At 66.1% G+C, this 25,368-nt stretch carries 22 protein-coding genes and 2 pseudogenes; 16 read left to right on the top strand and 8 right to left on the bottom strand.

The window, feature by feature from the left end; all coding sequences use genetic code 11:
• Positions 1-25: 25 nt before the first annotated feature.
• Complete coding sequence (locus tag VLK31_RS15725; protein WP_409169344.1) at positions 26-1,057, top strand: Bug family tripartite tricarboxylate transporter substrate binding protein; 1,032 nt, start codon at positions 26-28, stop codon at positions 1,055-1,057.
• 81 nt (positions 1,058-1,138) lie between these two features.
• Positions 1,139-1,822 (top strand): GntR family transcriptional regulator, encoded by a 684-nt coding sequence (locus VLK31_RS15720; RefSeq protein WP_409169343.1) that lies wholly within the window; start codon positions 1,139-1,141, stop codon positions 1,820-1,822.
• A 28-nt stretch (positions 1,823-1,850) separates the two neighbouring features.
• On the opposite strand, the gene VLK31_RS15715 is transcribed toward VLK31_RS15720, so the two are convergent.
• The 3 genes and pseudogenes from VLK31_RS15715 to VLK31_RS15705 form a co-directional block, all read right to left on the bottom strand.
• Positions 1,851-2,288: a nuclear transport factor 2 family protein gene (locus tag VLK31_RS15715; protein ID WP_409169342.1), complete on the bottom strand. Its 438-nt coding sequence runs from the start codon at positions 2,286-2,288 to the stop codon at positions 1,851-1,853.
• A gap of 62 nt (positions 2,289-2,350) precedes the next feature.
• Positions 2,351-2,572: pseudogene (locus VLK31_RS15710) on the bottom strand (heme-binding protein); the annotation flags it as partial.
• A 114-nt stretch (positions 2,573-2,686) separates the two neighbouring features.
• The gene (locus VLK31_RS15705; RefSeq protein WP_409169341.1) at positions 2,687-3,109 is read right to left on the bottom strand and encodes an Lrp/AsnC family transcriptional regulator; all 423 of its coding nucleotides are present in this window, start codon (positions 3,107-3,109) and stop codon (positions 2,687-2,689) included.
• A 161-nt stretch (positions 3,110-3,270) separates the two neighbouring features.
• Here VLK31_RS15705 and VLK31_RS15700 point away from each other — a divergent pair.
• Together VLK31_RS15700 and ctlX are read left to right on the top strand one after the other, a co-directional pair.
• Positions 3,271-4,322, top strand: a pseudogene (locus VLK31_RS15700) (ornithine cyclodeaminase).
• 18 nt (positions 4,323-4,340) lie between these two features.
• Positions 4,341-5,351: a citrulline utilization hydrolase CtlX gene (gene ctlX / locus VLK31_RS15695; RefSeq protein WP_409169340.1), complete on the top strand. Its 1,011-nt coding sequence runs from the start codon at positions 4,341-4,343 to the stop codon at positions 5,349-5,351.
• Here the strand turns inward: ctlX and VLK31_RS15690 are convergent.
• Both VLK31_RS15690 and VLK31_RS15685 read right to left on the bottom strand, forming a co-directional pair.
• On the bottom strand, positions 5,281-5,688 hold the full coding sequence (locus VLK31_RS15690; protein ID WP_409169339.1) for a hypothetical protein: 408 nt from the start codon (positions 5,686-5,688) through the stop codon (positions 5,281-5,283). The two genes, ctlX and VLK31_RS15690, sit on opposite strands and share 71 nt — an antisense overlap.
• Before the next feature lie 162 nt (positions 5,689-5,850).
• Positions 5,851-7,263 carry a RepB family plasmid replication initiator protein gene (locus VLK31_RS15685; protein ID WP_409169338.1) on the bottom strand — a complete coding sequence of 471 codons (1,413 nt, stop codon included), beginning with the start codon at positions 7,261-7,263 and terminating at the stop codon, positions 5,851-5,853.
• 583 nt (positions 7,264-7,846) lie between these two features.
• Between VLK31_RS15685 and VLK31_RS15680 the strand changes: the two genes are divergently transcribed.
• From VLK31_RS15680 to VLK31_RS15665, 4 genes are all read left to right on the top strand, one after another.
• On the top strand, positions 7,847-9,001 hold the full coding sequence (locus VLK31_RS15680) for an AAA family ATPase (RefSeq protein ID WP_409169337.1): 1,155 nt from the start codon (positions 7,847-7,849) through the stop codon (positions 8,999-9,001).
• 470 nt (positions 9,002-9,471) lie between these two features.
• Positions 9,472-10,554, top strand: coding sequence for a ParB/RepB/Spo0J family partition protein (locus VLK31_RS15675; RefSeq protein WP_409169336.1), 1,083 nt, complete (start codon positions 9,472-9,474; stop codon positions 10,552-10,554).
• A 440-nt stretch (positions 10,555-10,994) separates the two neighbouring features.
• Positions 10,995-11,237, top strand: a complete 243-nt coding sequence (locus VLK31_RS15670; protein ID WP_409169335.1) for a hypothetical protein — start codon at positions 10,995-10,997, stop codon at positions 11,235-11,237.
• A 94-nt stretch (positions 11,238-11,331) separates the two neighbouring features.
• A complete protein-coding gene (locus tag VLK31_RS15665) occupies positions 11,332-13,284 on the top strand; it encodes a phage integrase family protein (protein WP_409169334.1) in 1,953 nt (650 codons plus the stop codon).
• Here VLK31_RS15665 and VLK31_RS15660 read toward each other — a convergent pair.
• Positions 13,281-13,874, bottom strand: coding sequence for an L-threonylcarbamoyladenylate synthase (locus tag VLK31_RS15660; protein ID WP_409169333.1), 594 nt, complete (start codon positions 13,872-13,874; stop codon positions 13,281-13,283). The genes VLK31_RS15665 and VLK31_RS15660 overlap by 4 nt on opposite strands.
• Before the next feature lie 118 nt (positions 13,875-13,992).
• Between VLK31_RS15660 and VLK31_RS15655 the strand changes: the two genes are divergently transcribed.
• The 3 genes from VLK31_RS15655 to mrdA all read left to right on the top strand — a co-directional run bounded on the left by VLK31_RS15655 (position 13,993) and on the right by mrdA (position 17,376).
• Positions 13,993-14,568, top strand: coding sequence for a TetR/AcrR family transcriptional regulator (locus tag VLK31_RS15655; RefSeq protein WP_409169332.1), 576 nt, complete (start codon positions 13,993-13,995; stop codon positions 14,566-14,568).
• Positions 14,569-14,663: 95 nt separating this feature from the next.
• Positions 14,664-15,362, top strand: a complete 699-nt coding sequence (locus VLK31_RS15650) for a pentapeptide repeat-containing protein (RefSeq protein WP_409169331.1) — start codon at positions 14,664-14,666, stop codon at positions 15,360-15,362.
• A 22-nt stretch (positions 15,363-15,384) separates the two neighbouring features.
• Positions 15,385-17,376: a penicillin-binding protein 2 gene (gene mrdA, locus VLK31_RS15645; protein ID WP_409169330.1), complete on the top strand. Its 1,992-nt coding sequence runs from the start codon at positions 15,385-15,387 to the stop codon at positions 17,374-17,376.
• Positions 17,377-17,403: 27 nt separating this feature from the next.
• On the opposite strand, the gene VLK31_RS15640 is transcribed toward mrdA, so the two are convergent.
• Entirely contained in the window at positions 17,404-18,186 is a 783-nt protein-coding gene (locus VLK31_RS15640; protein ID WP_409169329.1) for an IclR family transcriptional regulator, read from the bottom strand.
• 160 nt (positions 18,187-18,346) lie between these two features.
• Here VLK31_RS15640 and VLK31_RS15635 point away from each other — a divergent pair, with 160 nt between their 5' ends.
• The 5 genes from VLK31_RS15635 to VLK31_RS15615 all read left to right on the top strand — a co-directional run bounded on the left by VLK31_RS15635 (position 18,347) and on the right by VLK31_RS15615 (position 22,753).
• A complete protein-coding gene (locus VLK31_RS15635; protein WP_409169328.1) occupies positions 18,347-19,354 on the top strand; it encodes a TRAP transporter substrate-binding protein in 1,008 nt (335 codons plus the stop codon).
• Between the two features lie 21 nt (positions 19,355-19,375).
• Complete coding sequence (locus VLK31_RS15630; RefSeq protein ID WP_409169327.1) at positions 19,376-19,822, top strand: type II 3-dehydroquinate dehydratase; 447 nt, start codon at positions 19,376-19,378, stop codon at positions 19,820-19,822.
• 15 nt (positions 19,823-19,837) lie between these two features.
• Positions 19,838-20,401 carry a TRAP transporter small permease gene (locus VLK31_RS15625; protein ID WP_409169326.1) on the top strand — a complete coding sequence of 188 codons (564 nt, stop codon included), beginning with the start codon at positions 19,838-19,840 and terminating at the stop codon, positions 20,399-20,401.
• The gene (locus VLK31_RS15620) at positions 20,398-21,678 is read left to right on the top strand and encodes a TRAP transporter large permease (RefSeq protein WP_409169325.1); all 1,281 of its coding nucleotides are present in this window, start codon (positions 20,398-20,400) and stop codon (positions 21,676-21,678) included. Before VLK31_RS15625 ends, VLK31_RS15620 begins: the two co-directional genes overlap by 4 nt.
• Before the next feature lie 82 nt (positions 21,679-21,760).
• Positions 21,761-22,753, top strand: coding sequence for a TRAP transporter substrate-binding protein (locus VLK31_RS15615; RefSeq protein ID WP_409169324.1), 993 nt, complete (start codon positions 21,761-21,763; stop codon positions 22,751-22,753).
• 79 nt (positions 22,754-22,832) lie between these two features.
• On the opposite strand, the gene VLK31_RS15610 is transcribed toward VLK31_RS15615, so the two are convergent.
• A complete protein-coding gene (locus tag VLK31_RS15610) occupies positions 22,833-25,340 on the bottom strand; it encodes a TonB-dependent siderophore receptor (RefSeq protein ID WP_409169323.1) in 2,508 nt (835 codons plus the stop codon).
• Positions 25,341-25,368: the final 28 nt, after the last annotated feature.

Below are 25,368 nucleotides of genomic sequence, written 5' to 3'. Positions count from 1 at the left end.
CGACGAACAACAAAGGAGACGAGACATGATTTCCAGAAGAAGCCTTGCGCGGGGTGCTGCAAGCACGGCGACCGTTGCGGTCATGCGGGCGGTGGTGCGAGCGGTGACGGGTGCGGTGATCGGTACGGCAAGCTGCACCGCGTTCGCGCAACCCGCGCCCTACCCCAGCAAGCCGGTGCGCCTTGTCATCGGCTTCGCGCCCGGCGGCGCGGCCGACTACGTGGCCCGTGCGATGGGCGACGCCTTCGGCAAGGCGCTCGGCCAGCCAGTGGTGATCGACAACAAGCCGGGCAACGGCTCGAGCATTGCAGCGGAGATCGTGGCGCATGCGCCGCCCGACGGGTACACGCTGCTCATTGCGAGCCCGAGCAGCATCTCGGTGGACCCGGCGCTCAACCCCAAGCTCTCTTACACGGCGCGCGACCTCGCGCCCGTCACCAGGATCACGACCTCGCCGCTGGTGCTGGCGGTGAACGCGTCGACCGACATTCATTCGGTTGCCGACCTGGTGGCGGCCGCGAAGAAGGAGCCCGGCAAGCTCAACTACTCCACGTCGGGCAACGGCTCTGCGCCGCACCTGGGCGCGGCGCTGTTCAGCCAGGTGACGGGCGTGGAGATGACGCACATTCCGTTTCGCGGCGGCAGCCTGGCCATTCAGTCGGTGCTGGCGGGCGACACGCAGCTGACCTTCGGCACATCGCCGTCGGTGTTGCCGATGGTGAGCGGCGGGCGGCTGCGCGCGCTGGCGGTGAGCACGCGCGAGCGTTCGCCGCTGGTGCCCAACCTGCCCGGCATGAGGGAGGCCGGCCTGCCGGACTACAACCTGGAGTTCTGGTACGGCGTGTTCGTGCCGGCCGGCACGCCGCCGGCCGTCGTGCGCAAGATCTACGACGCCGCCGTCACCGCGATGCAGCAGCCTTCGGTAAAGGCATCGCTGGCGCGCGACGGCACCGAGGTGTCGATCTCGGCGTCACCCGAGCAGTTCAGCAGCTTCCTTGCGGAGGACGGCAAGTTCTGGGTGAAGCTGGTGAAGACTGCGAACGTGAAGGTGGAGTGAGCGCGGCACGCTGCGCGCGCAGCATGCTGCACATGCTGCGCAGGGCGAATTTGCGCCGCTGGCTTTGAACTACGATTGTTCATGCCGACTATTTCTTCAAGCCCTCGCGGAGCCGGCCTCTCGGTGGGCATCGTGGCCGAGCTCAAGGAGCTGATCTACACGGGCGAATGCAAGCCGGGCGAACGACTCAACGAGGCCTCGCTCGCGCTGCGCATGGGCACCAGCCGCGGCCCGATCCGCGAGGCGATCAAGGTGCTCGCGGGTTTGGGCCTGGTGACCGCGGTGCCCAACCGCGGCGTGTTCGTGCGGCAGCTGTCGCTGCGCGAGATGCTCGAAATTTATGACCTGCGCGCGCTGGTCTTCGGCTTTGCGGCCGACCGCGCCTGCGAGCACCTGACCGAGGAACGCCGCAAGCAGATGCAGGCGCTGCTGGAGGGCATGGACGCCGCCTGCGAGGAAGAGAACGGCACGCTCTACTACGAGCTGAACCTGCGCTTTCATGCGCTGATATTGGAGCTGTCGAACAACCAGCGCGCCCACCAGGCCTACGACGACTATGTGAAGGAGCTGCACCTGGTGCGGCGCAAGTACTTCAACGTGCCGGGCAACATGCGCCGCTCGAACCTGGAACACCGCGCCATCTTCGATGCCATCGTCGCGGGCAGCCGCGCGCGGGCACGCACCGCGGCCGAGCGCCATGTGCACGCGGGCCGGGTGCGGCTGCTGGCCAACTTCGACCCGTCTTCTTCGATCGAAGGCACCTGAGGCGCGCACGCACGCGCGTCGAGTGGCGCTATGCGCCGGCTTGGGACTGCGCGTTGGCCTGAACCTGCGCCTGGAGCATTGCACCCATCTTTTCGTGAATCAGGTTCACCGCCTTCAGCGGCCGCAGCATCACCTTGAACTCGGTGATCCTGCCGGCGTCGTTCCACTTGATCATGTCCACGCCGTTGACGGCGATGCCGTCGAGTTCGAGCGTGAACTCCAGCACCGCGTCGCGCTCGCCCTTGAGCTCGCGCACATAGCGAAAGCTGTCGTTGAAGAACACCTGGAACGCCGCGGACAAATACTTGTGCGTGATGGCCTTGCCCACCTGCGGCTTGTGCACCACCGGCGAATGAAAGACGGCCTCGTCGTCGAGCAGGGCGTCCAGCCCCGCCGCATCATGGGTCTTCACGAGTTGGTGCCAAGCGGCCATGGTGTCGATGGTGGCGTTGGTGGCGTCGGGCATGGAGGTCTTTCTGCGGTGATTGAAGAGGCTAAACAGACGCGGCCCGCAGTCTATTCGGCGTGTCAGCCGCTGACCAGTCCCGCGGCTGACACGCCGGCCTTGCAGATGGCTTCGTCCTCGTCGCCCGTGCCGCCACTGGCACCCACGGCGCCCAGCACCTGGCCCGGCGCGTCCTTGATGAGCACGGCGCCGGTCTGCGGCAGGAAGCGGCCTTCGACCGTGACGGCCAGCCAGACGAAGAAGTTGGGGTTGTCCTTGGCGCGCTCCGCCAGCGTGCGGCTGGACACGCATGCTGCCGAACATCGGCATGGCCGGGTGCGGCACGAAGCGCGTGCGGCAGTCGAGCACGGCGGGCAGACCCGAGGCCAGCGCGCTTGGGTGCACGCGGTGCACGTCACCTACAGCTTGTGCGTCGACAGCAGGATGCTGGTCTCGGTGCTCGCAATGCCCGGGATCGCGCGGATGGCGGTCAGCACGCGGTCAAAGGCCTCCAGCGTGTCGGTGCGCAGCTCGGCCATGAAGTCCCAGCGGCCGTTGGTGGTGTGCAGGGCTACCACGTTGGGATGGCCGGCCAGGGCGCGCCGCACGGCGTCGGCGTGGTGCCCTTCTATCGCGATGCTGGTGATGGCGCGGATGCGCTGGCTTTCGGCCTCGGGCTTGAGCCGCACCGTGTAGCCCACGATGGTGCCGCCGGCCTCGAGCTTGGCAATGCGGTTCTGCACCGTGGCGCGCGCGAGCCGCAGCTTCTTGGCGAGCTCGACCACGGGGGTGCGCGCGTTGTCGCGCAGCAGCGCCAGCAATTGACGGTCGGTATCGTCCATGCGTGTCTTTTTGCCAAATCAGGTTGGCGAAATGTACGGTTTGCGGATGAAGTTGCCAAGTTGCGCCCTTCAATCTGGCTGCACTGAAAGAAACAATTTGGGCATGCCGATGGCGCCGCCGCCGGCCACTGCCCCTCCCTCGGGGCCCGAGGAAAACTTTCATGACCCGTTTTGTCGACGTCCCCACCATGTCCCGCCTGGTCCAGGCCATTGGCGTGGAGCCTTTCATCGGCGAGCTGGCCGACGCCATCCGCGACGACTTCGCGCGCTGGGCAGATTTCGACAAGTCGGCGCGCGTGGCCAATCATTCGGACATCGGCGTGATCGAGTTGATGCCGGTGTCCAACGCGCGCCACTACGCGTTCAAGTACGTCAACGGCCACCCGGGCAACACGGCGCAGGGGCTGTACACGGTGATGGCCTTCGGCGTGCTGGCGGAGGTGGAAACAGGCTACCCGCTGCTGCTGTCGGAGCTGACGCTGGCCACCGCGCTGCGCACCAGTGCCACCTCGCTGATGGCGGCGCGCGCACTGGCCCGGCCCGGCGCCCGCCGCATGGCGCTCATCGGCAATGGCGCGCAGAGCGAGTTTCAGGCGCTGGCGTTCCACTGCCACCTGGGCATCGAGGAAATTGCGGTGTACGACGTGGACCCGCGCGCCACCGACAAGCTGGTTGCGCAACCTGGCCCGTGGCCGGCGCTGCGCGTGGTGCGCTCGGGCTCGGTGGCGGACGCCGTGCGTGGCGCGGACATCGTGACCACGGTCACGGCCGACAAGGCACGCGCCACCATCCTCGTGCCCGACATGATCGAGCCGGGCATGCACATCAACGCCGTGGGCGGCGACTGCCCGGGCAAGACCGAACTGCACATGCCGACGTGCTGCGCGGCGCGCGCGTGTTCGTCGAGTACGAGCCGCAAACGCGGGTGGAAGGCGACATTCAGCAGCTGCCGGCCGACTTTCCGGTGGTCGACCTGTGGCGCGTGCTGGCCGGCACGGCAGCCGGACGGCAAAGTGCGCAGCAGGTGACGGTGTTCGACTCGGTCGGGTTCGCGCTGGAAGACTATTCAACGCTGCGCTATGTGCTGGCGCAGGCGACGCGCCGCAACCTTGGTGTCGAGGTGGAGTTGGTGCCCGAGGCGCACGACCCGAAGGACCTGTTCCGCCACACGCGCGCCGGTGCTTCCCGCCCGGCGGTCCGGCGCGTGGCCTGAGCGGGAAGGCACATGTCCATGACCTCTTCGCTTCGCTCCATTCAGGCCCCTTCCGCCGTGGTGATGGTTCGCCCGCACCGCTTCATGCCCAACCCGGAGACGGCGGCGGACAACAGCTTTCAGACGAAGGCCGAAGAAGCCGCGCGACATGCGGTGGCGCAGGCCGCCTACCGAGAGGTGACCGCCGCCGCCGAGCGCCTGGAGATGGAAGGCGTGCGCGTGCACCTGTTCGAAGACCTCGGCGAGCGCGGCACACCCGACTCGGTGTTCCCCAACAACTGGTTTTCAACGCACCCGGGCGGCCATGTGGCGATCTACCCGATGTATTCGCCGAGCCGCCGGCGCGAGCGGCGCGCCGACGTCATCGAGATGCTCAAGGCCGAATACCGCGTGCCGGATGTGATCGACTACTCCGGTCTGGAGCCCGATGGGCTCTACCTGGAAGGCACGGGTGCAATGGTGTTCGACCATCTCGCGCGGGTGGCGTACACGGCGCGCTCCAACCGGGCCGACCCGGTGGCGCTGGAGCGTTTCAGCACGCATTTCAATTTCGAGCCGATGGTGTTCGACACGGCCGACGCTGCGGGGCGGCCGATTTATCACACCAACGTGCTGATGTGCGTGGCGACGGCATTCGCGATGGTCGGGCTGGAAATGATCCCGGACGCGGCGCGTGCGCGTGAAGTGCGCGCGCGGTTGGAGGAATCGGGGCGTCAGGTCATCGCGCTGAGCGCTGCGCAGATCGCGGAATTCGCGGGGAACGCGATCGAACTGAGCGGGCGCGATGGGCGCATTCTGGCGTTGTCGCAGCGTGCGTTCGACAGCCTGGACAACATACAGAAAGCGGCCATCGGAAAGACTGCGCGGCTGGTGCCGCTGGCCGTGCCGACCATCGAAATGGCCGGTGGGTCGGTGCGCAGCATGATCGCGGGCATTCACCTCGCGCCACGAAAAGCCACTAACGGCGCGAGTGGGAATGAGGTCGATTGCGCATCCACATCGCCACGGCCTCCAACTGGTCGGCCGTGAACTTGTCGCCCAATGCCTGGGCTGTCTGCTCGATCTTCTGCGGCTCGATGAGGTCGGCATACATGGCCAACCTGCGGTCCTCGAAATCGCGCGCAAGCAAGCTCAGCGGCGTCTGCAGCGTGAAACGCTCGCCGGCCCTGAGGCGCAGCCGCACCTTTTCATGGATGACCTCCACGTTCGCCACGTAGATGTTGACCATGCTTTCGCCCGCGGCGGAGTGAAAGCAGCTCTCCAGGGCGCCGCGATTGATCTTCACGGGAGTGCGCGTACGCCCTTCCTTGTAGAAGAAGTGCAGCCATTCCCCGGGATCGTCGGTAGTTGTCCATTCTGTTTGCATGCGTGTGACGTGTCGGCTCATCGACAAGTAGTGACGCATGCATGGTTGGGCGAAGAAGGGCCGTGCGGTGTGAGGCAGCCGCCGGGGGCGCTTGTAGGCCGAACTGAAAACCGCGAAAAAAGTCACGCGCTTTCGGGCGCGTGCCAGCTTGAGATGCTGACTTTAAATGCCAGCCACGCCGCGCTGCAGTGCGAAGTCGAGCAGCACGCGGTCTGACGGTTCCTCTGGCCAAGTCGTCTGGGCCACCCATTTGTAGAAGGTACTGGCGGCCACCCGGCTGGCGGGACCGTCGCGTCGCCAGGCGCGCGCGATGGGCGGCGCGAGTTGCTCCAGTCGCTGGGCTTCGAACTGGCTGCGCAGCTCGCCTTGCGCGGGCACCTGCATCTCACCGAACATCGCGCGTGCCTGCGCCATGCGGTCGTTTTCCCAGAGTTCGCGGATCCGCTGCATACGGTCGGACGGTGAGAGCGGAATGGCTGGTGGCGCCTGGGTGTTGGTGCTCGCTGTCGTTTTAGCCGTTGGCGCGTCTGCAGCTGGCAGCGGCTTCACGGGGGCGTAGCCCTTCTTGAGAGCATCCTTGAAGTAGGCCGCGGGCGATTTCAGCTCGGGCATGGTCGGGCTGCGCAGGCGCTGGTCGACGTGGTCGAGCGTGGCACGCAGTTGGGCCTCGTCGGTGGTGGCGTAGAGGTCTTGCGCTTCTTCCTGCTTGATGCCGAGCGCGATGAGCCGCCCGACGAGCGCCAGGTCGAACACGTTGCGCTCGGCGTTGGGGATGTCGCCCAGGCGCTGCTGCACCTTGGGGATCACGCGGAACTGGATCTCCTCGATCTTGCGACCGCGCTTGTGCTCGATCAGCTCGATGCTGAAGTCTTCGCAGAGCGCCTCGATTTCGGCCAGTGCCTTGGAAATGACGTCGCGCTTGAGGAAGCGGTAGTCGACTTCCTTGATGTCGCTGCGCCCGGTGAGCACGGCGGCCCACCAGACCACGTCCTCGCGCATCGACAGGCGACCGGGCGAGGTGAGGTAGCGCGCGCCGATCTCGTAGAGCACGGCGGCGGAGTAGCTGCGCATCTGGCCGCTGATTTCGAGCAGCACGCGGGTGTACTGGTGGGGACGGACCAGGCGCTCCTTGATTTCCTCCGGATAGCGCCATGTGACCATGCAGGGGCGGCCCCTGCCCTGTTCCTCGATGGTGACCGTACCGAGCAACTGGGAAGACACCCAGCGCTTCAACGCGGGGCCGCTGGTCGACCACTCGATGGTGGTCGCCTGCATGTCGCGCAGATGCGCCTTGAGCAGCTCGGTGTTGTTCGAATTGAAGCGGGCGTCGCCGATGAGCTCGCTCAGCGCGAGCTTGTAGACGGGTTCGTCGACACCCTGGCGCTGCGAGTGATACAGCAGCGCGTTGTAGATGCGGCGAGAAAGCAGCGTGAGGCGGCCGCGTTTGGGCCGGATCGCAATGGCCTCATTGGCCTTGGCGACGCTTTGCTCTTCTGCCGGGGTGGGTTGGCGCGGGGCGCTGGGGGGAGCCTCTTCCTCGGCCATGTCTGATGTATCGCAATTGCTTGGGTTCACATCATGCCTCCGTATTGTGAATCGGTCAATTCACAAAGAATCGACTCGTCTTGTTCTATTTGAAAAATAACACTTGGGAATTTGAATAGTTTGGCAAACGACTTTCTCCTTTGGTGACAAGGACTTGGCGCTGTCTTTGTGAGTAGTTCTGGGATTCAATGTGAGATCCGATGGGATTTGATGTGAGATCCGTTGGGGTACTTCAGCCGTTGCTGTGTGTGTCTATGGGGTTTGATGTGAGTGGATATGGGGTTCTTGCCCCTGCGAGGCGCTCTTTGGGGCTGTTCCACCGCGTTATCCGGCCTGAATGACGTTCCAGAGCGCCCAGGTGTGGCCCAGTGAGCGCGCAAGGCCGCAAAATCCCCCGTTGCGGAGGGGTGTCGGGACGGGGTTCCCTATCCGTTCTCACATTAGGATGGTGCATGGACACTGTCGAATCAGCAGAACTTGTTCATTCGCTGGATTCTCGTAGAATTGCCGGATTCTGTCGAATAGGGTTCACCCAATGTCCGTCCCCGTGCCTGCCGTCAGTGGAAACCAGGTTTCCACCGACACCCAAACGCCTCCCAGGCAAGTCATCAACATGGAACGCATTGCTGGCTTGGCCACGCGTGCGAGTTCCATGGTCGAGCAAATCCGCGGCATGCTGCTCGCCCCCGAAGCTCGCAAGATTCCGCCGGTCTATTCCACGGCCCAGTTGGCCGCCTTGTGTGGTGTCGACAAGGCGCACGTTGCCTACCGCATCACCAAGGACGACCTGCCGCCCGGGCGCCTGACGCCTTCGGGCGGCAAGCGCACTTTCGAGCTTGATGAGCTGCGCCGGTGGACGCGTACCTACCGCGCCGACAAGATGCGCCCCGCCGGCCGCAAGGCGATCACGATTGCGGTCGGCAACTTCAAGGGCGGCGTCGCCAAGACCACCACTGCGATGGTTCTGGCCCAGGGCCTGAGCTTGCGCGGCCACCGCGTACTGGCCATCGACACCGACCCGCAGGGTTCTCTCACTACATTGCACGGCTTGCTGCCCGAGGCCGAAGTCACGGAAGACATGACCATCGGCCCGCTGTGCGACGGCACGGAGAGCGACATTCGCTACGCGATTCGCTCCACCTACTGGGACGGCCTTGACCTGGTGGCCGCGGCACCCTTTCTGTTCTCCGCAGAGTTCGCTTTGCCTGCTCGCCAGATGCAGGAACCCGGCGCAAAGTTCTGGGACGTGCTGAACGTGGGCCTTGAGAGCGTGCGCGATCTCTACGACGTGATCGTCATCGACACCCCGCCATCTCTTTCCTACGTGACCATCAATGCGCTCTGGGCGGCAAACGGCATCGTGGTGCCAGTGCCTCCGTCGGGTTTGGACTTTGCCTCGTCCGCACAGTTCTGGTCGCTGCTGGCCGACCTGGGCGGAAACCTCGATGGCCAAAGCAAGGACCGCGAGGGCAAGGCTTTCGAGTTCCTGCACGTGTTGCTCAGCCGCGTGGATGCGGCCGACCCGGCCATGCCCGCAGTACGCCAGTGGATCCAGGCGACCTACGGCGAGTACACCTTGCCGGTGGAAATTCCAAAGACCAGCGTGACGAGCAACAAGGCAGCCGAGTTTGCGACCGTCTACGACGTTCAGCGTTACGAAGGCGCGGCCAAGACTTACAAGCGCGCGATCGACGCTTACGACGCCTTTGTCGAGTTGGTCGAGCAGTCGGTGGTCGGTGCCTGGACAGCGCAGGGGAGATCTCGTTGATGGTGGGGAGTTGCAGTCAAGAAAGAACACACCCGAACGCCGGCGAAGGCCGGGCGATGGCGGGCGGTGTGGAAACCTGGTTTCCAAACGGTTCGTGGTTGAAGCCAACGACTGTGCCAGAGGCGGTGGTGCCAGAAAACGTTGCGCGCGCTGCTTCTAATAGGAGCATGCTGTCGCGCCCACGGGGCGACCTCGGCACGCGCGGGAAATGCGTGGGTGCGGGTCTGGGTGTGGAAACCAGGTTTCCACGAGGCCCCGCTCAAGCGCAACGACGCACGGCGCCGACGCACGGCCGGCGCCATTCAACTTGGGAAATGTTGGACTGCGAGTCCTTCTTCTCCAAGATCCTAAAGAATGGGGTGCGTCGACTTGCGCCCCAACTGCAGCGGACCAGGCTGCAGTTGTCATCGACCGGGGCATCGCGATCCCCGCTTGTGGAAACCGGTTTCCACGCTTCAGGAGCCCGCACCATGTCTAGTACTCGAAAGCGCCTCGAAGCGCTGACCGCCAACCTGTCGCTTCCGCAGCCGCAGGCACAAACCATGGACTTGCCAAAGGCGGCGCCAGCCGAAGAGCCCGCGCCCCATGTGGCAGCAAACGTGGAAACCAGGTTTCCACCGGCCGTTGGTGGCACCCACGTGCCTCGCACGGGGCCGGGGCAAATGCTCGCGTTTCGCGGACAAATACAGCAAGTCGAGGGCGAGATGGCAACGCTGCGCGAAAAGCTTCGCCAGTACGAAGGCTCCCTGCCAACGCGCAAGATGGACCCCGCCACCATTCGTCCCAGCCGCTGGGCCAACCGCCATGAGTCCTCCTTCAATACCAGCGAGTTCGCGGGACTGAAGGCTGACATCGAACACGCAGGCGGCAACGTCCAGCCCATTCTGGTTCGGCCGCTGAAGGAGGAGCCCGGGCAATTCGAACTGGTGTTCGGCCATCGCCGCCATCGCGCGTCCCTTGAACTGGGCATGCCAGTGCTGGCATCGATCTGGGTCGACGACTTGGGCGACGCCGCACTTTTTGCGGCCATGGACCGGGAGAACCGCGAGCGCGCCGACCTGTCGCCGTACGAACAAGGCGTGATGTACCAGCGCGCGCTGGAAGAGCAACTGTTCCCCACGCAGCGCCAGCTTGCGGAAGGCCTGGGCGTCAGCCACACGTGGGTGCGCAAGGCATTGATGGTGGCGCAGCTGCCGCCGGCCGTGGTCGAGTGTTTCCGCTCGCCGCTGGAAATCAGCTTTCGCCATGCCGAACAGGTCAATGCCGCAATGGCACTCGACCGGCGCGGATTGCTCAAGCGGGTTGAAAAGCTGCGGGGCCAGACGCTTTCACCGGCGCTGGTGTTGGCGCGTCTGCTGGATGCGGCTCCGGGCTTCGAACGCAGCGAGCGCGTCGAGGTTCAAGCGGACGGACATAAATTTGGCACTCTGGTGCGATCGAAGTCGGGGGAGGTCACGATCTCGCTCACGCCAGGCGCTGCCATCAGCGCACCGCTGGAAGCACTGGAAGCGGCCATCACCGACGCCATTCGCCGAGCGCGCAGCTTGAGCTGATGACGATTGAGGGCAGCGGGGCTGCCCTCAATGTGAGGTCCATTGGGATTTGAAAAGGGGCGCAGCCGAAGGGCCAACGATTCCTTATCGCTAACTGGGCCCGGTTCGATTGCGAAGAAGTGAGCGCAGGCTTCCGTACTATTCTTGAGTGCTGACAACAGGTTGTCGCCAGTATCTCGAAGAGGGCATAGGTGTGCAGGCGCAACCCTGCGGGAAAGCATCCAAGAACGCCAAGTCCAACGCAATCTGCCCGCAAACTTGCAGTCCAGTCGCAGCCCCCATCGGGCAGGACACAAAATAATTCCTACCATATCAACGACTTAGGTTCTGCTCGCGCTGAAGACTCTAGAAATGCATCCAAATATTGCATGAATGATTATTCCCATAATCAACCAAATACAATGACCCGAATCACTCCGTCCAACAAACCATAGGAACTCATGACATCAACCGGCCCGTCATCTCAATTCGCACACTTCGATGACGAGACCCTCGCGGAATTGGCGCTCACTTGGCGTGCGCGTGCGCACCGCGGCGAGCGTGAAGCATTCGGCACCGCCCATGCACTGGAAGTTGAAGTGCGACGCCGCATGCGGGAGCTTCCCGCCCCAGAGCAGACGGAGCCTGAAGCCGTGGTGCCTGCGCCTGTCGCCGAACGCCCCTGGTGGAAGTTCTGGGACTGACCTGAGGCCCTCGGCCTTCCATCCACCATCCGCCTCAGCCACTCGCATGACCAAGCCGCCGCCCCGCAAACTGCACCGAGGCCATTTCGCCTTCATGCGGGCCTTGGCCCAGGGCATCGACGAGCGCACCAGCTGGGACCGGTACCTTCGTCTCGAAGGGGAGCATACCGACCTGCGGGTCGTGCGCCGCACCATCGCGTGGATCCGCGACGAGTTCGCCGCCGCCGCGCGCCGCGAGCAGCGCCCTGGCACCGCGCGCCTGATCCTGCTCGACCCCGAGCAGTTCTCGCCGACCACGCCGCTGCCCACGCTGAGCGACTTCGCGCAGGCGCAAGGGCTCGAAGACTTCTCCGAAGCCGAGCAGATCGAGGCCTACGAGGCGGCCTTCCCTGGTGGCGCGCAACAGGGCGGCCCTGCCGGCCGCGCATCACGCCGCACGCGGGTCGTGGAGCGCCAGCTCGAAGCGCTGCGCTGGCTCGAAGGCCACACGGCGCAAGACCCGCGGCCGGCCGATAGCGTCTCGGCCTGGCTCAACCCCGCCATGGCCGCGCGTCTGGAGCTGGGCGGCCTGCACACATTGGACGCACTGGTCGCCCGCATCAACGAGACCGGCGCGCGCTGGTGGCTGAAGGTGCCGGGCGTGGGCGAGCGCAAGGCGGCGCGCATTCTCGACTGGCTGCGCGCCAATGAAGAACCGCTCGGGCTTCGCGTGGGTACGCATGCCTCGCACCGGCGTCGACAGGTCAACCCGCGCGACCTGGCCGCGGTCGTTCCAGCTGGCACCGCGCTGGTTCCCTACGAAAAGTTCGTGGTTCCCGCGGAGCTGGACGGGCGCGCGGGCCGCAACCGCGCCCCGCAGCACAAGTGCCTGCTTGCCGCCGACACCGACCATGCCGCCGTAGGCGCCTGGCTCGCGGCCAAGTGCCTGCAAGACGCACCCGGCGAGCTCTCTCCCACCCAGCGCTCCTACCGCAAGGAGGCCGAACGGCTGCTGCTGTGGGCCGTGCTCGAGCGCAAGACGGCCTTGTCTTCGCTCGACCTCGAAGACGCACTCGCCTACCGCGAGTTTCTTGCCCATCCGCCGCCTGCCTGGTGCGGCCCGCGCCACAACCAGCGCTGGTCTCCACTGTGGCGTCCGCTCGAAGGCCCCTTGGCGCCGACGGCCGTGCGCCAGGCGATGGCCATCCTGCGCGGCCTGTTCGCCTTCCTGATGCGCCAGAACTACGTGGCGAGCAACCCCTTCGCCGCCATGACCGAGCCGGTCGAAGCCCCACGGGCACTTGGCATGCACCGAACCTTGAGCATCGCGCAGTGGTCGCACCTCGACCAGTTGCTGGCCCGGCATGCCGCGACCGAAGCCGGCCGTCGTTTGCGCCGCGGCATGCGCTGGGTTTACGCCACCGGGTTGCGACTGGCCGAAATCACCAGCGCCACATGCGGTGACCTGCAGCAGGTGGTGTACCGCACGCCCGACGGCCGCGACGCGGGCGGCTGGCTGCTGCGAGTCCATGGCAAGGCCGGACGACAGCGCGAGGTGCCCGTGCCAGCCGATCTGGTGGCCGACCTGGAAGAAGAACTCGCGCACCACGGCTTCGAACGACAGGTGGGCGCATCGGGCAACAGCAGCATCCACGTGCTCGCCCGTTTCGATCTGAAGCCCGAGCACCCGAAGCCATGGTCGGCCTCTGGCTTCTACAGCGCCATCAAGTTGTTCATGGCGCAGGCCGCGCGCACGCTCGACGCGGCGCAAGCCGAGCACCTGCAGCGCGCCAGCATCCACTGGCTGCGTCATGCCCACGGCGCGCATGCGTTGCAGGGCAGTGAAGGGCGCTCACCGGTGCCGATTCAGGTCGTACAGAACAACCTGGGCCATGTGTCCGTGGGCACCACCGCAGGGTACCTGGGCGCGCAGAGCAGGGCGGGCCTCATGGAGATGCAGCGCTTCTGGACGCCCGCGCCCGAGTTCGCGCCAGACCCCTCGAGCGTCCAGTCGGCCGATCAGCTGACCGTTCAGCCGATCGTTCAGCCAGCCGACCGCGCGCTCTAGCCGCGAACCAGTTCACCCGTCAGCGCATCGCGAATTTCGCTCGGGCTTGCCAGCCCGCCCACGGCTTCATCGACCAGCAGGTCGATGCCATCGGCAGCATCAGCGACATCGTCGAAATACGCCCGAACTTCACCCGCCGTGCGCGCCGCCGGCTGCCCATGCGGATTGGCGCTGGTCGACACCAGCGCGCCGCCAAAGGCGCGGCACAGCGTGGCTGCGGTGCCGTGCGCCGTCACGCGCAGCGCAATGCCCGCATGCCGTCCTGATATCCATGCCGGCACCCGAGCGTGGCGCGGAAAAATCCAGGTGAACGGACCGGGCCAGCTCGCCTTCACCCGGTCAAGCGCGGCCTGCGGAACCTGCGCCATGTCCACATACGGCAGCACCTGCGAGAAGTCGGCCGCGATCAGCAGCACGCCCTGTTCAACTGAACGCTGCTTGAGCCGGCAGATGCGTGTCACCGCCGCCTCGTTCAACGGATCGCACCCCAACCCCATCACGGCTTCGGTGGGGTAGGCCATCACGCTGCCGGCGCGCAGCCGTTGCGCCAACTCGTTCGCATGGGTGGGCACGTCGCGGAAGGTCTGCATGGGTGGGGGAGGGCGTTGGCGGAATGAGCGTGCCAGTCTACCGACGCCGCCTGCGCCCGGCACGGGCAAAGTAGACTCAACAAACCATCCAGCTGGATTGTTTGAAGAAACCGCCCGCATGACAGAAGCCCACCGCCGCCAGAAACAACCCGAAGTCGTTCGCAGCCAGCTGCTTGCAGTGGCCCGTCTGCTGCTCGTGGGCGAAGGCGCGCACGCGGTCACGCTCGACGAAGTGTCGCGGCGCGCCGGCGTCACCAAGGGCGGGCTGCAGCATCACTTTCCCAACAAGAAGGCGCTGCTCGACGCGCTGTCGGGCCAGCTCTTCGCCGAGTTCGAAGACCGCTTCGCGCGCCTGCTGCAGGCCGAGCCCGCAACGCCCGGGCGCAACGCGCGCGCCTACATCCGCACCTGCTTCGACAGCCATGGCGGCCTGGAGGAGGCCGAGATCCAGCTTGCCATCGGCCTGCTCACGCTCGGCACGCCCGAGTACCGGGCGCAGTGGAACGAACGCATGAAGACCGAGCTGGCCGCAGACCACCTCGAGGTGAAGGCGCCCGACCTGCTGCTCGTGTGCCGGCTGGCCGCCGACGGTTTCTGGTTCTCGCAGATGCTCGGCGTGTACGACGTCGACGAGGCCCACAAGGCCCGCATTCTTTCCACGCTGCTGGCGCTGTGCGCCAAAGCCGTCAAATGAACGACACGCCCTGCGAAGCAAGCGCCACCACCTTGCGCAAGCCCGGGAACCGACGGGCACCCTGGCGCCTCTCATCCCTCTTTCCTGCCTCCTCCATGAACGACGCTTCCTCCGTACCCACCCTCACCGGCGAGACCATCGACCGTGACCGCCTGAAGCGCCTGCTGGCCGAGCCACCCGCCGCGCTGCATTTTGCGCAGTGCGACTTCGACGGCGCTGACCTGTCCGAGCTCGACCTGCGCCGCGCGCGCTTCGTCGACTGCAGCTTTGCCGAGGCCACCTTGCGCAAGACCCAGCTGGGCGACACGCGCTGGATGTCCTGCCGCGCGCGCCAGGCCGACTTTCAGATGGCCGACCTGAGCGACGCGCGCTTCATGGCCTGCGACCTGAACAACACCGGCTGGCACCGCGCCAAGCTCTCGGCCACGCTGTTCACCGAGGTCAAGCTCACGGGTGCGCACTTTCACGAGGCGCAGGTGCTGGGCATCGGCTTTCACGACTCGCTGCTCACCGGCGCCGACCTGCGCGGCATGTCGTTCCGCAAGCAGACCATCGAACGGCTCGACCTGTCCGACGCCGACCTTGCGGGTTGCGACTTTCGCGACGCCGTGTTCGAAGGCGGCAGCCTGCGCGCCGCCAACCTCAAGAACGCGCGCTTCGACGGCGCCGACCTTCGCTCGGTCGACCTGGGCGGCCTGCGCATCGCCCACGTGGCGCAGCTCTTCAAGGGCGCGATCATTTCTTCCGACCAGGCCGCCACGCTCATCAGCGAACTCGGCATCCGCGTGATGTGAGCGAAAGGTATTTCTTCTTTTGATGAACGATGAAATTCGCGACACCGGCGCAGAGCTTTCGCGCTTTCGCCACCGCCTGCTGGTCATTGCCGGCGTGGTGCTTTTCGGCTTCAGCCTGATCGGTGCGCGCCTGGTCCACCTGCAGGTGGTGCGCTACGACGAGCTGGCCGACCGCGCCGAAAGCAACCGCACCGCCATCGTGCCGATCGTGCCCAACCGCGGGCTGATCCTGGACCGCAACGGCGTGGTGCTGGCGTCCAACTACGCGGCCTACACGCTGGAGATCACGCCGTCGAAGGCGGGCGACATTGCCGCCGCCATCGACGAGCTGGGCACCATCGTCGAAGTGACGCCCGGCGACAGGCGCCGCTTTCAGCGGCTGCGCGAGGACGCGCGCAGCTTCGACTCGGTGCCCATTCGCACCCGCCTGAGCGAGGAGGAGGTCGCGCGCTTCGCCGCGCAGCGCTACCGCTTTCCGGGCGTGGAGATCAAGGCGCGCCTGCTGCGCAACTACCCGCACGGCGAGGCCGCGTCGCATGTGGTCGGCTACATCGGGCGCATCAACCAGCGCGAGAAGACCGCCATGGACGACTGGGCCGAAGACGCCCGCGCCAACTACCGCGGCACCGACCACATCGGCAAGCTCGGCGTGGAGCAAAGCTACGAGCAGGTGCTGCACGGCCAGACCGGTGCCGAGCAGATGGAAACCTCCGCCGGCGGACGCGCCGTGCGCCGGCTCGCGCGCCAGCCCGCCGTGCCGGGCCACACCGTCATGCTGTCGCTGGACATCAAGCTGCAGAAGATGGTGGAAGAAATGTTCGGCGACCGGCGCGGCGCGCTGGTGGCCATCGACCCCAAGACCGGCGAGGTGCTGGCCTTCGTGAGCAAGCCCACCTTCGACCCCAACCTGTTCGTCGAAGGCATCGACACCGAGAGCTGGAAGGCGCTGACCGAGTCGCTCGACAACCCGCTGTTGAACCGCGCACTGCGCGGCACCTACCCACCGGGTTCAACGTACAAGCCCTTCATGGCACTGGCCGCGCTGCAGACCGGCAAGCGCGCCGCCACCACGGTGGAGAACGACCCGGGCTACTACAACTTCGGCGGGCGCACCTTTCGCAGCCACCGCGGCGGGCTGGGCGGCGTGGACATGCACCGCGCCATTCAGTTCTCGAGCAACACCTACTTCTATTCGCTGGCCACCGAGATGGGCGTGGACCTGATCCACGACTTCATGGCGCCGCTGGGCTTCGGGCAGGCAACCGGCATCGACCTGCTGGGCGAAGTGCGCGGCGTGCTGCCCAGCACCACCTGGAAGCGCAACGCCTACCGCCGCGCCGACATGAAGAAGTGGCACCCGGGCGAGACCATCTCGCTGGGCATCGGCCAGGGCTACAACAGCTTCACCATGCTGCAGCTCGCTTCGGCCAACGCCACGCTGGCCAACGCCGGCGTGCGCTACCAGCCGCACCTGGTGCGCGCCATCAGGGACACCGTCAGCGGCCAGGTCGTGCAGCAGGTGCAGCCGCCCGCGCAGGACCTGGGCTATGCGCGCAAGAACGTCGATGTGGTGCGCAACGCGATGGTCGCGGTCACGCAGGGCGGCACGGGCACGCGCGTGTTTGCCGGCGCCAGCTACACCTCTGCGGGCAAGACCGGCACCGCGCAGGCCGTGAGCCTGAGCCCCAAGGCGCGCGCCAGCGGCAAGCCGCTGGAGGCACGCCAGCGCGACCACGCGCTGTACATGGCCTTTGCGCCGGCCGAAAACCCGTCCATTGCGGTCGCGGCCATCGTGGAGAACGCGGGCTTCGGCGCGGCCCATGCGGCGCCGATCGTGCGCCGCGTGTTCGACTACTGGATTGCGGGGCAGTACCCGAACCAGGCCGACATGGCCGCCGTGCAGGCCGGCACCGCGAGCGCGCCCATCGGCAAGCCCTTGCTGGCAAGCGAGGTGCCGGTGCTCGAAGACCATGCCGAGGCCGACAGGCAGGCGGACGACAACGCGGCCCTGTAGCGCGGACCGATCTCCGCTGCAGCGCGGTCAGGCCCGGCGCTTGAACATCGCCGAGGCCCCGCTGGCCTGCGCCACGTCTTCGGCCGACAGCAGCAGCACCGGCCCCAGTTCGCTCATGCGTTCTTCCGTCAGGCGCACCAGCGGCCCCGCGATGGTGATGACGCCGATCACCGCGCCGTTGCCATTGCGCACCGGCGCGGCCATGGCCGTCATGGCCGGCGCGAACACCTCGTTGATGGTCGCGAAGCCGCGCTTGCGTGCGGCGCGCAGAAAGGTCAGCAGCGCCTTCACGGTGGTGGGCGCCTTCGGGCCGTAGTCGTCGGGCTGGCCGAAGCCTTGTTTGGCCACCAGCTGCAGCGCCTGCTCGTCCGTCATGGTCGACAGCCACGCGTGGCCCGCCGAACTGCACGACAGGTTCACCGACAGGCCCATGTCGGGGTCGTAGCGCAGGCCGCGCGTGGCGCCTTGCGCCTTGGCCACGAAGGTGAGCTCGTCGCCGTCGACCACCGCCAGGCGCACCAGCTCGCCGGACTCGGCGGCCAGCCGGTCCAGCAGCGGCTGTGCCACGTCGACGATGCCGCTGTTGCTCAGAAAGCTCAGGCCCAGCGACACCAGCTTGATGGTGAGCATGTAGTCGCCGTGGCTCTGGTCCTGGCGCACATAGCCGCAACGGATGAGTTCGGTCAGCAGCCGGTGGGTGGCGCTCAGCGGCATGTCGAGCGCGCCGGAGAGCGTCGACAGCGCGCGGCCTTCGGGGTGGGCGGCCAGGTGTTCAAGGACCTTGAAGCTGCGTTCGAGTATGGCGGTCATGTCGGGCTGAAGGTGAGGACAAACGCAACTCTAGCGCTTTTGCCAAGTGTTTTCACTAGTGGAAATAGTTTCCACATTGAATCTAAGATGCGGCCCGAAGCACCGTGCAGCGCCATGAAGTGCCCCCAAGCGCATTCCTCACCTTGTTGGAGACCCTCTCTTGAAAAAGCTCTATCGCTCGCTGGCCGCGGCCGGCCTCACCCTTGCCCTGACAACCGGTGCCCTCGCGCAGAACGTGCAGGAGCGTGTCATCCGCTTCGGCCACCTCAACAACGCCGACCATCCGGTGAGCTTTGGCGTGAAGCGCTTCGCCGAGCTGCTCGCGGCCAAGAGCGGCGGCAAGATGAAGGTGCAGGAGTTCCCCGCCTCCCAGCTGGGCAACGAGATGCAGCAGCAGTCCGCCCTGCAGGGCGGCGTGCAGCAGATGTCGGCGCCGGCCACCACCTCGCTGGCGGGTATCGTGAAGGAGTTCGGCCTGGTCGACTTTCCGTTTGCCGTGAGCACCTTCGCGCAGGCCGACGCGCTGCTCGACGGCCCGCTCGGGCAGGCGCTCATTGCCAAGCTACCCGAGAAGGGCCTGGTCGCGCTGGGCTACTGGGACCTGGGCTTTCGCAACGTCACCAACAGCAAGCGGCCCATCACCAAGCCTGAAGACCTCGAAGGCCTGAAGATCCGCGTCATTCCCAACCCGGTGTTCCTGGAGACCTTCAAGGCCTTCAAGGCCAACCCGGTGCCCATGCCATTCGCAGAGCTCTACGGCGCGCTGGAGGCCAAGGCGGTGGACGGCCAGGAGAACCCCTATGCGGTGATCCTGTCGAACAAGTTCTACGAAGTGCAGAAGTTCGTGAGCGCCACCAACCATGTGTACGCGGCCAACATCGTGCTGGTCAGCAAGAAGTTCTGGGACTCGCTGAGCCCCGCCGAGCAGAAGATGATGAACGACGCGGCCAACGAAGCACGCGGCTATCAGCGTCAGGTGAGCCGCGACGCCGCGCAAAAGGCCGTGGGCGAGCTGCAGGCCAAGGGTGCGCAGTTCAACGAACTCAGCGCCGCCGAGCAGGCCCGCATGCGCGAGATCGCCAAGCCCGTGGTCGACAAGTTCGCCGCGCAGTACGAGCCTTCCATCGTCAAGCTCTACAACGACGAACTCGCGCGCGTTCGCAAGTAAGCCCCTTCAAGCAAGACCGCCATGAAAATCCTCGTCCTGCACGGCCCCAACCTCAACCTGTTCGGTCGCCGCGAACCCCATATCTACGGCACCACCACGCTCGCCCAAATCAACCAACGGCTGCAGCAGCTGGCGGGCGAACTCGGCGTGACGCTGGACATCATTCAGTCGAACCACGAAGGCGACCTGGTCGACTTTCTGCACACGCACATCGACGACGCGCAGGGCGCGCTGGTCAACCCCGCCGGCCTCACGCAGCACGGCGTGCCGCTGCACGACGCCATCAAGGCCATGCCGTTCCCGTGCATCGAGGTGCACATGTCGAACATTGCCGCGCGCGAGAGCTGGCGCGCGCATTCGATCATCTCGCCGGCCGTCAAGGGCACGGTGCAGGGGCTGGGGCCGCTGTCTTACCTGGCCGCGCTGCGCGCGCTGGTCGAGCTGCAACAGCAGGCCGCCGCGGCCTGAACACAGGGCACACCCATGAACCAATGGATCGACCGGTGCTGCGGCGCCATCGAAGCCCTGATTGCGGCCGCCCTGGCGGTCATGGTCGTGCTGGTCTTCGGCAACGTGGTGCTGCGCTACGGCTTCAACTCGGGCATTACCGTGTCCGAGGAACTCTCGCGCTGGCTCTTCATCTGGATGACCTTTCTGGGCGCGGTGGTCGCGCTGAAAGAGCACGGCCACCTGGGCGTGGACATGGTGGTGCAGAAGCTGCCGCCCATCGGCAAGAAGATCTGCCTGGCCGTGGGCCACGTCGTCATGCTGTACATCGTGTGGCTGCTGTTTCAGGGCAGCCTGGCGCAGACGCGCATCAACTGGGACGTGACCGCGCCGGTCACCGGCGCCTCGATGGCGGTGGTGTATCTGTCGGGCGTGGTGTTCGCGGTGCTGGCCGCGTTCATCCTGGCGCTCGACCTGCTGCGCCTGCTCACCGGGCGCATCGCGGAGAGCGACCTGGTGATGGTGCAGGAGTCTGAAGAAGCGGTGCAGCTGCAGCAGATCCTCGGATCGCAAAGCGATGCACGGGGAGCGCACAAATGACCATCACCGTGTTTGTCGGCGCGCTGCTGCTCGCCATGGCCATGGGCATTCCCATTGCGTTCTCGCTGCTGGCCAGCGGTGTCGCGCTGATGTGGCACCTGGATTTGTTCGACGCGCAGATCCTGGCGCAGAACGTCATTGGCGGGGCCGACAGCTTTCCGCTGCTGGCCGTGCCCTTCTTCATGCTGGCCGGTGAAATCATGAACGTGGGCGGGCTGTCCAAGCGCATCGTCGACTTCGCGCTCGCGCTGGTCGGCCATGTGAAGGGCGGCCTGGGCTACGTGACCATCATGGCCGGCTGCCTGCTGTCGGCGCTGTCGGGTTCGGCCGTGGCCGACGCCGCGGCGCTCACCGCGCTGCTGCTGCCGATGATGGTGAAGGCCGGTCACGACAAGGCGCGTGCCGGCGGCCTCATTGCCGCCACCGGCGTCATCGGCCCGGTGATCCCGCCGAGCATCGGCCTGGTGATCTTCGGGGTGGCGGCCAATGTGTCGATCTCCAAGCTGTTTCTTGCGGCCATCGTGCCGGGGCTGCTGATTGGCGGCGCGCTGTGGGTGACCTGGGCCTGGCTGGTGCGGCGCGAAAAAATCGTGCCGCCGCCGCGCAAGCCGGCCGCAGAAATTGCCGCCGCGTTCCGCAAGGCGCTGTGGGCGCTGATGCTGCCGGTGATCATTCTGGTGGGCCTGCGCATGGGCGTGTTCACGCCGACCGAAGCGGCCGTGGTGGCCGCCGTGTATGCGCTGTTCGTGTCGACCGTGATCTACCGCGAGATCACCTGGCGCGACCTCTACGGCATTTTCGTGAGCGCCGCCAAGACCAGCGCCATCGTGATGTTCCTGATTGCCGCGGCCATGGTGAGCGCCTGGCTCATCACCGTGGCCGACCTGCCGTCGAAGGTGGTGGGCCTGCTGCAGCCCTTCATGGGCAACCAGATCCTGCTGATGATCGCCATCATGGTGCTGGTGATGGTGGTGGGCACCGCGATGGACATGACGCCCACCATCCTGATTCTCACGCCGGTGCTCATGCCCATCGTGAAGGCCGCGGGCATCGACCCGGTGTACTTCGGGGTGCTGTTCATCATCAACAATTCCATAGGGCTGGTGACGCCGCCGGTGGGCACGGTGCTCAACGTGGTGGCGGGGGTGGGAAAGATATCGATGGACGACGTCACGCGCGGCGTGGTGCCCTTCATGCTGGCGGAGTTCGCCGTCATGTTTTTGATGGTGCTGTTCCCGTGGCTGGTGACGGGGCCGGCGCGGTGGTTTCACGGCTAGAAAAAACACACAAGGAGACTTCAGCATGAAGAGTTCGACGAGGGGTTCGACCAGGGGTTCGACGAAGACTTTGACAAAGAGGATGTTGCTTGCGGCCATGGCGTCGCTCGCGGTGCTCGGCGTGTCCGGTGCTGCTGCGCAGGTGAAGGAGCGCACGCTCAAGTTCGCCTTTCAGAACCAGACCGGCCATCCGCAGGCCCAGGGCGCGCAGAAGTTCGCCGACCTGGTGGCCGCCAAGTCCGGCGGCAAGATCACCGTCAAGCTGTTCGCGGGCGGCGCGTTGGGTGGCGATTTGCAGACCGTGTCTGCGCTGCAGGGCGGCACGGTGGAGCTGACGGTGCTGAACGCCGGCATCCTGTCGGCGCAGGTGAAGGAGTTTGCCGCCTACGACTTTCCGTTTCTGTTCAACAGCGGCAAGGAGGCCGACGCCGTCACCGACGGCCCCTTCGGCCAGAAGCTCATGGCCAGGCTGGAAGACAAGGGCCTGCACGGCCTGGGCTATTGGGACCTGGGCTTTCGCAACCTCACCAACAGCAAGCGGCCGATTGCCAAGGCCGACGACATCGCGGGCCTGAAGATTCGCGTGATCCAGTCGCCCATCTACATCGACCTGTTCGGTGCGCTGGGCGCCAACGCCACGCCGCTGCCGTTCCCGGAGCTGTACCCCGCGCTGGACCAGAAAGCGGTCGACGGGCAGGAGAACCCGAACACCACCATCCTGTCGTCCAAGTTTGCCGAGGTGCAGAAGTACATCACCCAGACCCGGCACATCTACAACCCGCAGGCACTGCTGATCAGCAAGAAGACGTGGGACGGCATGAGCGCCGACGAGAAGAAGATCATCACCGAGGCGTCCAGCGAATCGACCGCGTTCCAGCGCGAGGCCTCGCGCGGCGCCGCCGACAGCGCGCTCGATGCATTGAAGAAAGCGGGTATGACCGTGTCGGAGCTGCCGCCCGAAGAAATGGCCAAGCTGCGCACCAAGGTGAAGCCGGTGATCGACAAGTATTCGGCCTCGGTGGGCGAGGCGACGGTGAAGGAGCTGATGGCGGAGATCGACAAGGCGCGCAAGTAGCGGCGAGCAGCAAGCGCAATGACCGCAATGCGCTGTGTCGGCGCGCTGCGGTCATCGGCTCAGCCGCTCGCGCGCGCCCTCAGAACTTGTACCGCGCAATCACCTGCGCATTGCGCGGAGCCCCGTACGTGCCTGAATACCACCAGCCCGACATCGATCCGATGTACTTGCGGTCGAACAGGTTCTGCACGTTGAGCGTGAGCGACAGCCTGTCGTTCACGTCGTAGCGTGCCATCAGGCTGGCCACCGCGTAAGCGCCCTGGCGGGCCGTGACGGTGCGTTCGATCTGCCACGCCTCCCCCGTGTAGAAGATGCCGCTGTTCCATTCCACCCCGCCGCCCAGCGTGAGCCGGCGCCATGCGCCCGGCAGGCGGTAGGTGGTCCACAGCCGCGCCATCTGGCGCGGAAAGGTGGTGTTGATGCGCTGGCCCGTGGCGTCTTCGGAGCTGCTGTAGTTGTACGAAGCCGTCAGGTTCCAGTCGCGTGCCAGCGTGCCGTTGAGTTCCAGGTCGATGCCCTGCGTCTTTGCGCCCTTCACTGCACGCGAGGCCGTGTTGGTGGTGCCGGGCACAAAGTAGCCCGGGTCGGCCTCCGCGAGGTTGTCTTGCCGTATCTGGTAGACCGCGGCGCTGCTGGTCAGGCGGCCGTCGAGAAAGCTGCTCTTGATGCCGGCCTCGTAGGTGTTGCCTTCCTGCGGGTCGAGCAACGCGCCGCGCCGGTCAATGGCGGTCTGCGGGTTGTAGATGGTGGCAAAGCTCGCATACAGCGTGTGGTTGGCGTTCAGGTCGTACACCAGCCCGGCGTACGGCGTGAACACGCGCCGCTCCGACGACGGGGCGCTGTCGTCGTAGCCGGCCGTGGTCTTGGTCACGTAGTTGCTGTCGTAGTTCAACAGCTTGCCGCCCACGATGAGCTTGAGCCGGTCGCTCAGCTGGAAGCGGCCCGCGCCGTAGATGCTCTTCTGGCGGCGCGTGCTGTCGAAGGTGACGAAGCGCTCGCCGAAGACCGGCGCGCCGCTGTTGTCCCAGCGGTAGATGTTCACGGGTGCATCGCGCAGCCCCGTGATGTCGAAGCTGCCGTTGGTCAGGCTGCGAAAGTCGGTGTAGTCCAGGCCGATCACCGCCTCGTGCTGGCGGCCGAACAGGCTGAAAGGGCCGCTGAGCTTCACGTCGACGCTCTTGTTGCGCAGGTCGTAGTCGCGGCGTTCGGCGTTCAGGGAGAGCCCGTCGCCGGTCAGCTTGTCGAACAGGCTGCTGTTGACCGCCAGGTACACCGAGTCTTCACGCTGCGTGGAGCGCAGGTAGTTGGCCGAGAGCTTGAGCTTCCAGTTGTTGGCCAGCGATTGCTCCAGCGCCAGGAAGCCGCTGGTCGAGTGGGTGTTGAAGCGGTTGTTGCGGCTGGCGCTGCTGAAGGAGACCGGAAAGTCGGTCTGCTCGCCGCTGCTGTTGAACAGCGGATACCCCAGGTACGAGAGCGACCCGCGCGAGCGGTTCTCCTGGTGGTCGATGCCGGCGGTGAGCTTCAGCGTGGCGCTCAGGTCGGCCTCCACCACGCCGTAGAGCACGTCCTTCTTCTTGCTGTAGTTGTCGATGTAGCTGTTGCCTTGCTGGTGTACCGCCACCAGCCGGCCGCGAACGCTGCCCGATGCGTTCAGCGGTGTGGAAAGGTCGAGCACGCCGCGCCGGTCGCCCCACGAGCCGACACTTGCCTCGGCCGAGCCCTGGAAGGTGGCGGTGGGCTTCTTGCGCACCAGGTTGATGACGCCCGACGGATCGCCCGCGCCCGTGGTCAGCCCCGAGGCGCCGCGCAGCACCTCCACCCGGTCGTACAGCGCCATGTCGGCGATGCTCTGCGAGGGCAGGGCGTCCAGGCCGAGGAACTCGGTGTGGGTGCTGACGCCGTCGAGCTGGTAGTTGGTGATGGCGTAGCCGCGCGCGCTGGCGGTCGAGCGTTCCGTGCCAAGCACCGAAGTCGCAATGCCCGGCGTGCGCGCCATCACCTGGTTGATGGTGGTGAGGTTCTCGTCCTCCATGCGCTGCTGCGTCATCACGCTGACCGACTGCGGCGTGTCCTTCAGGCTCAGGCCCAGCCCGGTGGCCACGCCGCTCGGGCCCTGCGCGGTGTAGGCGCCCGTGCCTTCGGTGGTGGCTGTGCGGTCGGCTTGCGCGGTGACTCGCACTTCAGACAGCGTCGTGCCCGCGTCGGATGCGGGTGCTGCCGATGCTGCATTGCCCTCGGCGGCCACAACGGTCAATGTGCCGCTGGACGTTTGCGCCAGCGCGAGGCCGCTGCCGGCAAGCACCTGCTGCGCGGCCTGCGCCACGGTCAAGCGGCCCTGCACCGCAGCGGCGCGGCGCCCTGCCACAAGCGCAGGAGCCGCGCTGATGGTGCGGCCCGCCTGGCGGGCAATGCGCGCGAGCGCGATGCCCAAGTCATCGGCTGGCAGGTTCCATTCCATGGCGCCGCCGACCGTGACGGGGGAGGCAGGGGAAGTTGCCAAACCGGCTGGCGTCTGCGCAAACGGCGTGCTGGCGCATGCGAGCAGCGCCGCCAGGGCGAGGGTGGCCTTGCGCGAAGGCAAGCGCATGGGCACGCGCCTGGGCAAGGGGAGGCCG

Source organism: Variovorax sp. H27-G14, from assembly GCF_046156345.1.
Classification (GTDB): Bacteria; Pseudomonadota; Gammaproteobacteria; order Burkholderiales; family Burkholderiaceae_C; genus Variovorax.
The sequence above is the reverse complement of the archived record's forward strand: the minus strand, read 5'-3'. Positions and strand labels throughout refer to the sequence as shown.

What these genes read in the sequence shown, in the direction of transcription:
- VLK31_RS15725 (WP_409169344.1), top strand. Translation starts at nt 26, where the DNA reads ATGATTTCCAGAAGAAGCCTTGCGCGGGGTGCTGCAAGCACGGCGACC.
- VLK31_RS15720 (WP_409169343.1), top strand. Translation starts at nt 1,139, where the DNA reads ATGCCGACTATTTCTTCAAGCCCTCGCGGAGCCGGCCTCTCGGTGGGC.
- VLK31_RS15715 (WP_409169342.1), bottom strand. Translation starts at nt 2,288, where the DNA reads ATGCCCGACGCCACCAACGCCACCATCGACACCATGGCCGCTTGGCAC.
- VLK31_RS15705 (WP_409169341.1), bottom strand. Translation starts at nt 3,109, where the DNA reads ATGGACGATACCGACCGTCAATTGCTGGCGCTGCTGCGCGACAACGCG.
- ctlX (WP_409169340.1), top strand. Translation starts at nt 4,341, where the DNA reads ATGACCTCTTCGCTTCGCTCCATTCAGGCCCCTTCCGCCGTGGTGATG.
- VLK31_RS15690 (WP_409169339.1), bottom strand. Translation starts at nt 5,688, where the DNA reads ATGCAAACAGAATGGACAACTACCGACGATCCCGGGGAATGGCTGCAC.
- VLK31_RS15680 (WP_409169337.1), top strand. Translation starts at nt 7,847, where the DNA reads ATGGAACGCATTGCTGGCTTGGCCACGCGTGCGAGTTCCATGGTCGAG.
- VLK31_RS15675 (WP_409169336.1), top strand. Translation starts at nt 9,472, where the DNA reads ATGTCTAGTACTCGAAAGCGCCTCGAAGCGCTGACCGCCAACCTGTCG.
- VLK31_RS15670 (WP_409169335.1), top strand. Translation starts at nt 10,995, where the DNA reads ATGACATCAACCGGCCCGTCATCTCAATTCGCACACTTCGATGACGAG.
- VLK31_RS15665 (WP_409169334.1), top strand. Translation starts at nt 11,332, where the DNA reads ATGCGGGCCTTGGCCCAGGGCATCGACGAGCGCACCAGCTGGGACCGG.
- VLK31_RS15660 (WP_409169333.1), bottom strand. Translation starts at nt 13,874, where the DNA reads ATGCAGACCTTCCGCGACGTGCCCACCCATGCGAACGAGTTGGCGCAA.
- VLK31_RS15655 (WP_409169332.1), top strand. Translation starts at nt 13,993, where the DNA reads ATGACAGAAGCCCACCGCCGCCAGAAACAACCCGAAGTCGTTCGCAGC.
- VLK31_RS15650 (WP_409169331.1), top strand. Translation starts at nt 14,664, where the DNA reads ATGAACGACGCTTCCTCCGTACCCACCCTCACCGGCGAGACCATCGAC.
- mrdA (WP_409169330.1), top strand. Translation starts at nt 15,385, where the DNA reads ATGAACGATGAAATTCGCGACACCGGCGCAGAGCTTTCGCGCTTTCGC.
- VLK31_RS15640 (WP_409169329.1), bottom strand. Translation starts at nt 18,186, where the DNA reads ATGACCGCCATACTCGAACGCAGCTTCAAGGTCCTTGAACACCTGGCC.
- VLK31_RS15630 (WP_409169327.1), top strand. Translation starts at nt 19,376, where the DNA reads ATGAAAATCCTCGTCCTGCACGGCCCCAACCTCAACCTGTTCGGTCGC.
- VLK31_RS15625 (WP_409169326.1), top strand. Translation starts at nt 19,838, where the DNA reads ATGAACCAATGGATCGACCGGTGCTGCGGCGCCATCGAAGCCCTGATT.
- VLK31_RS15620 (WP_409169325.1), top strand. Translation starts at nt 20,398, where the DNA reads ATGACCATCACCGTGTTTGTCGGCGCGCTGCTGCTCGCCATGGCCATG.
- VLK31_RS15615 (WP_409169324.1), top strand. Translation starts at nt 21,761, where the DNA reads ATGTTGCTTGCGGCCATGGCGTCGCTCGCGGTGCTCGGCGTGTCCGGT.
- VLK31_RS15610 (WP_409169323.1), bottom strand. Translation starts at nt 25,340, where the DNA reads ATGCGCTTGCCTTCGCGCAAGGCCACCCTCGCCCTGGCGGCGCTGCTC.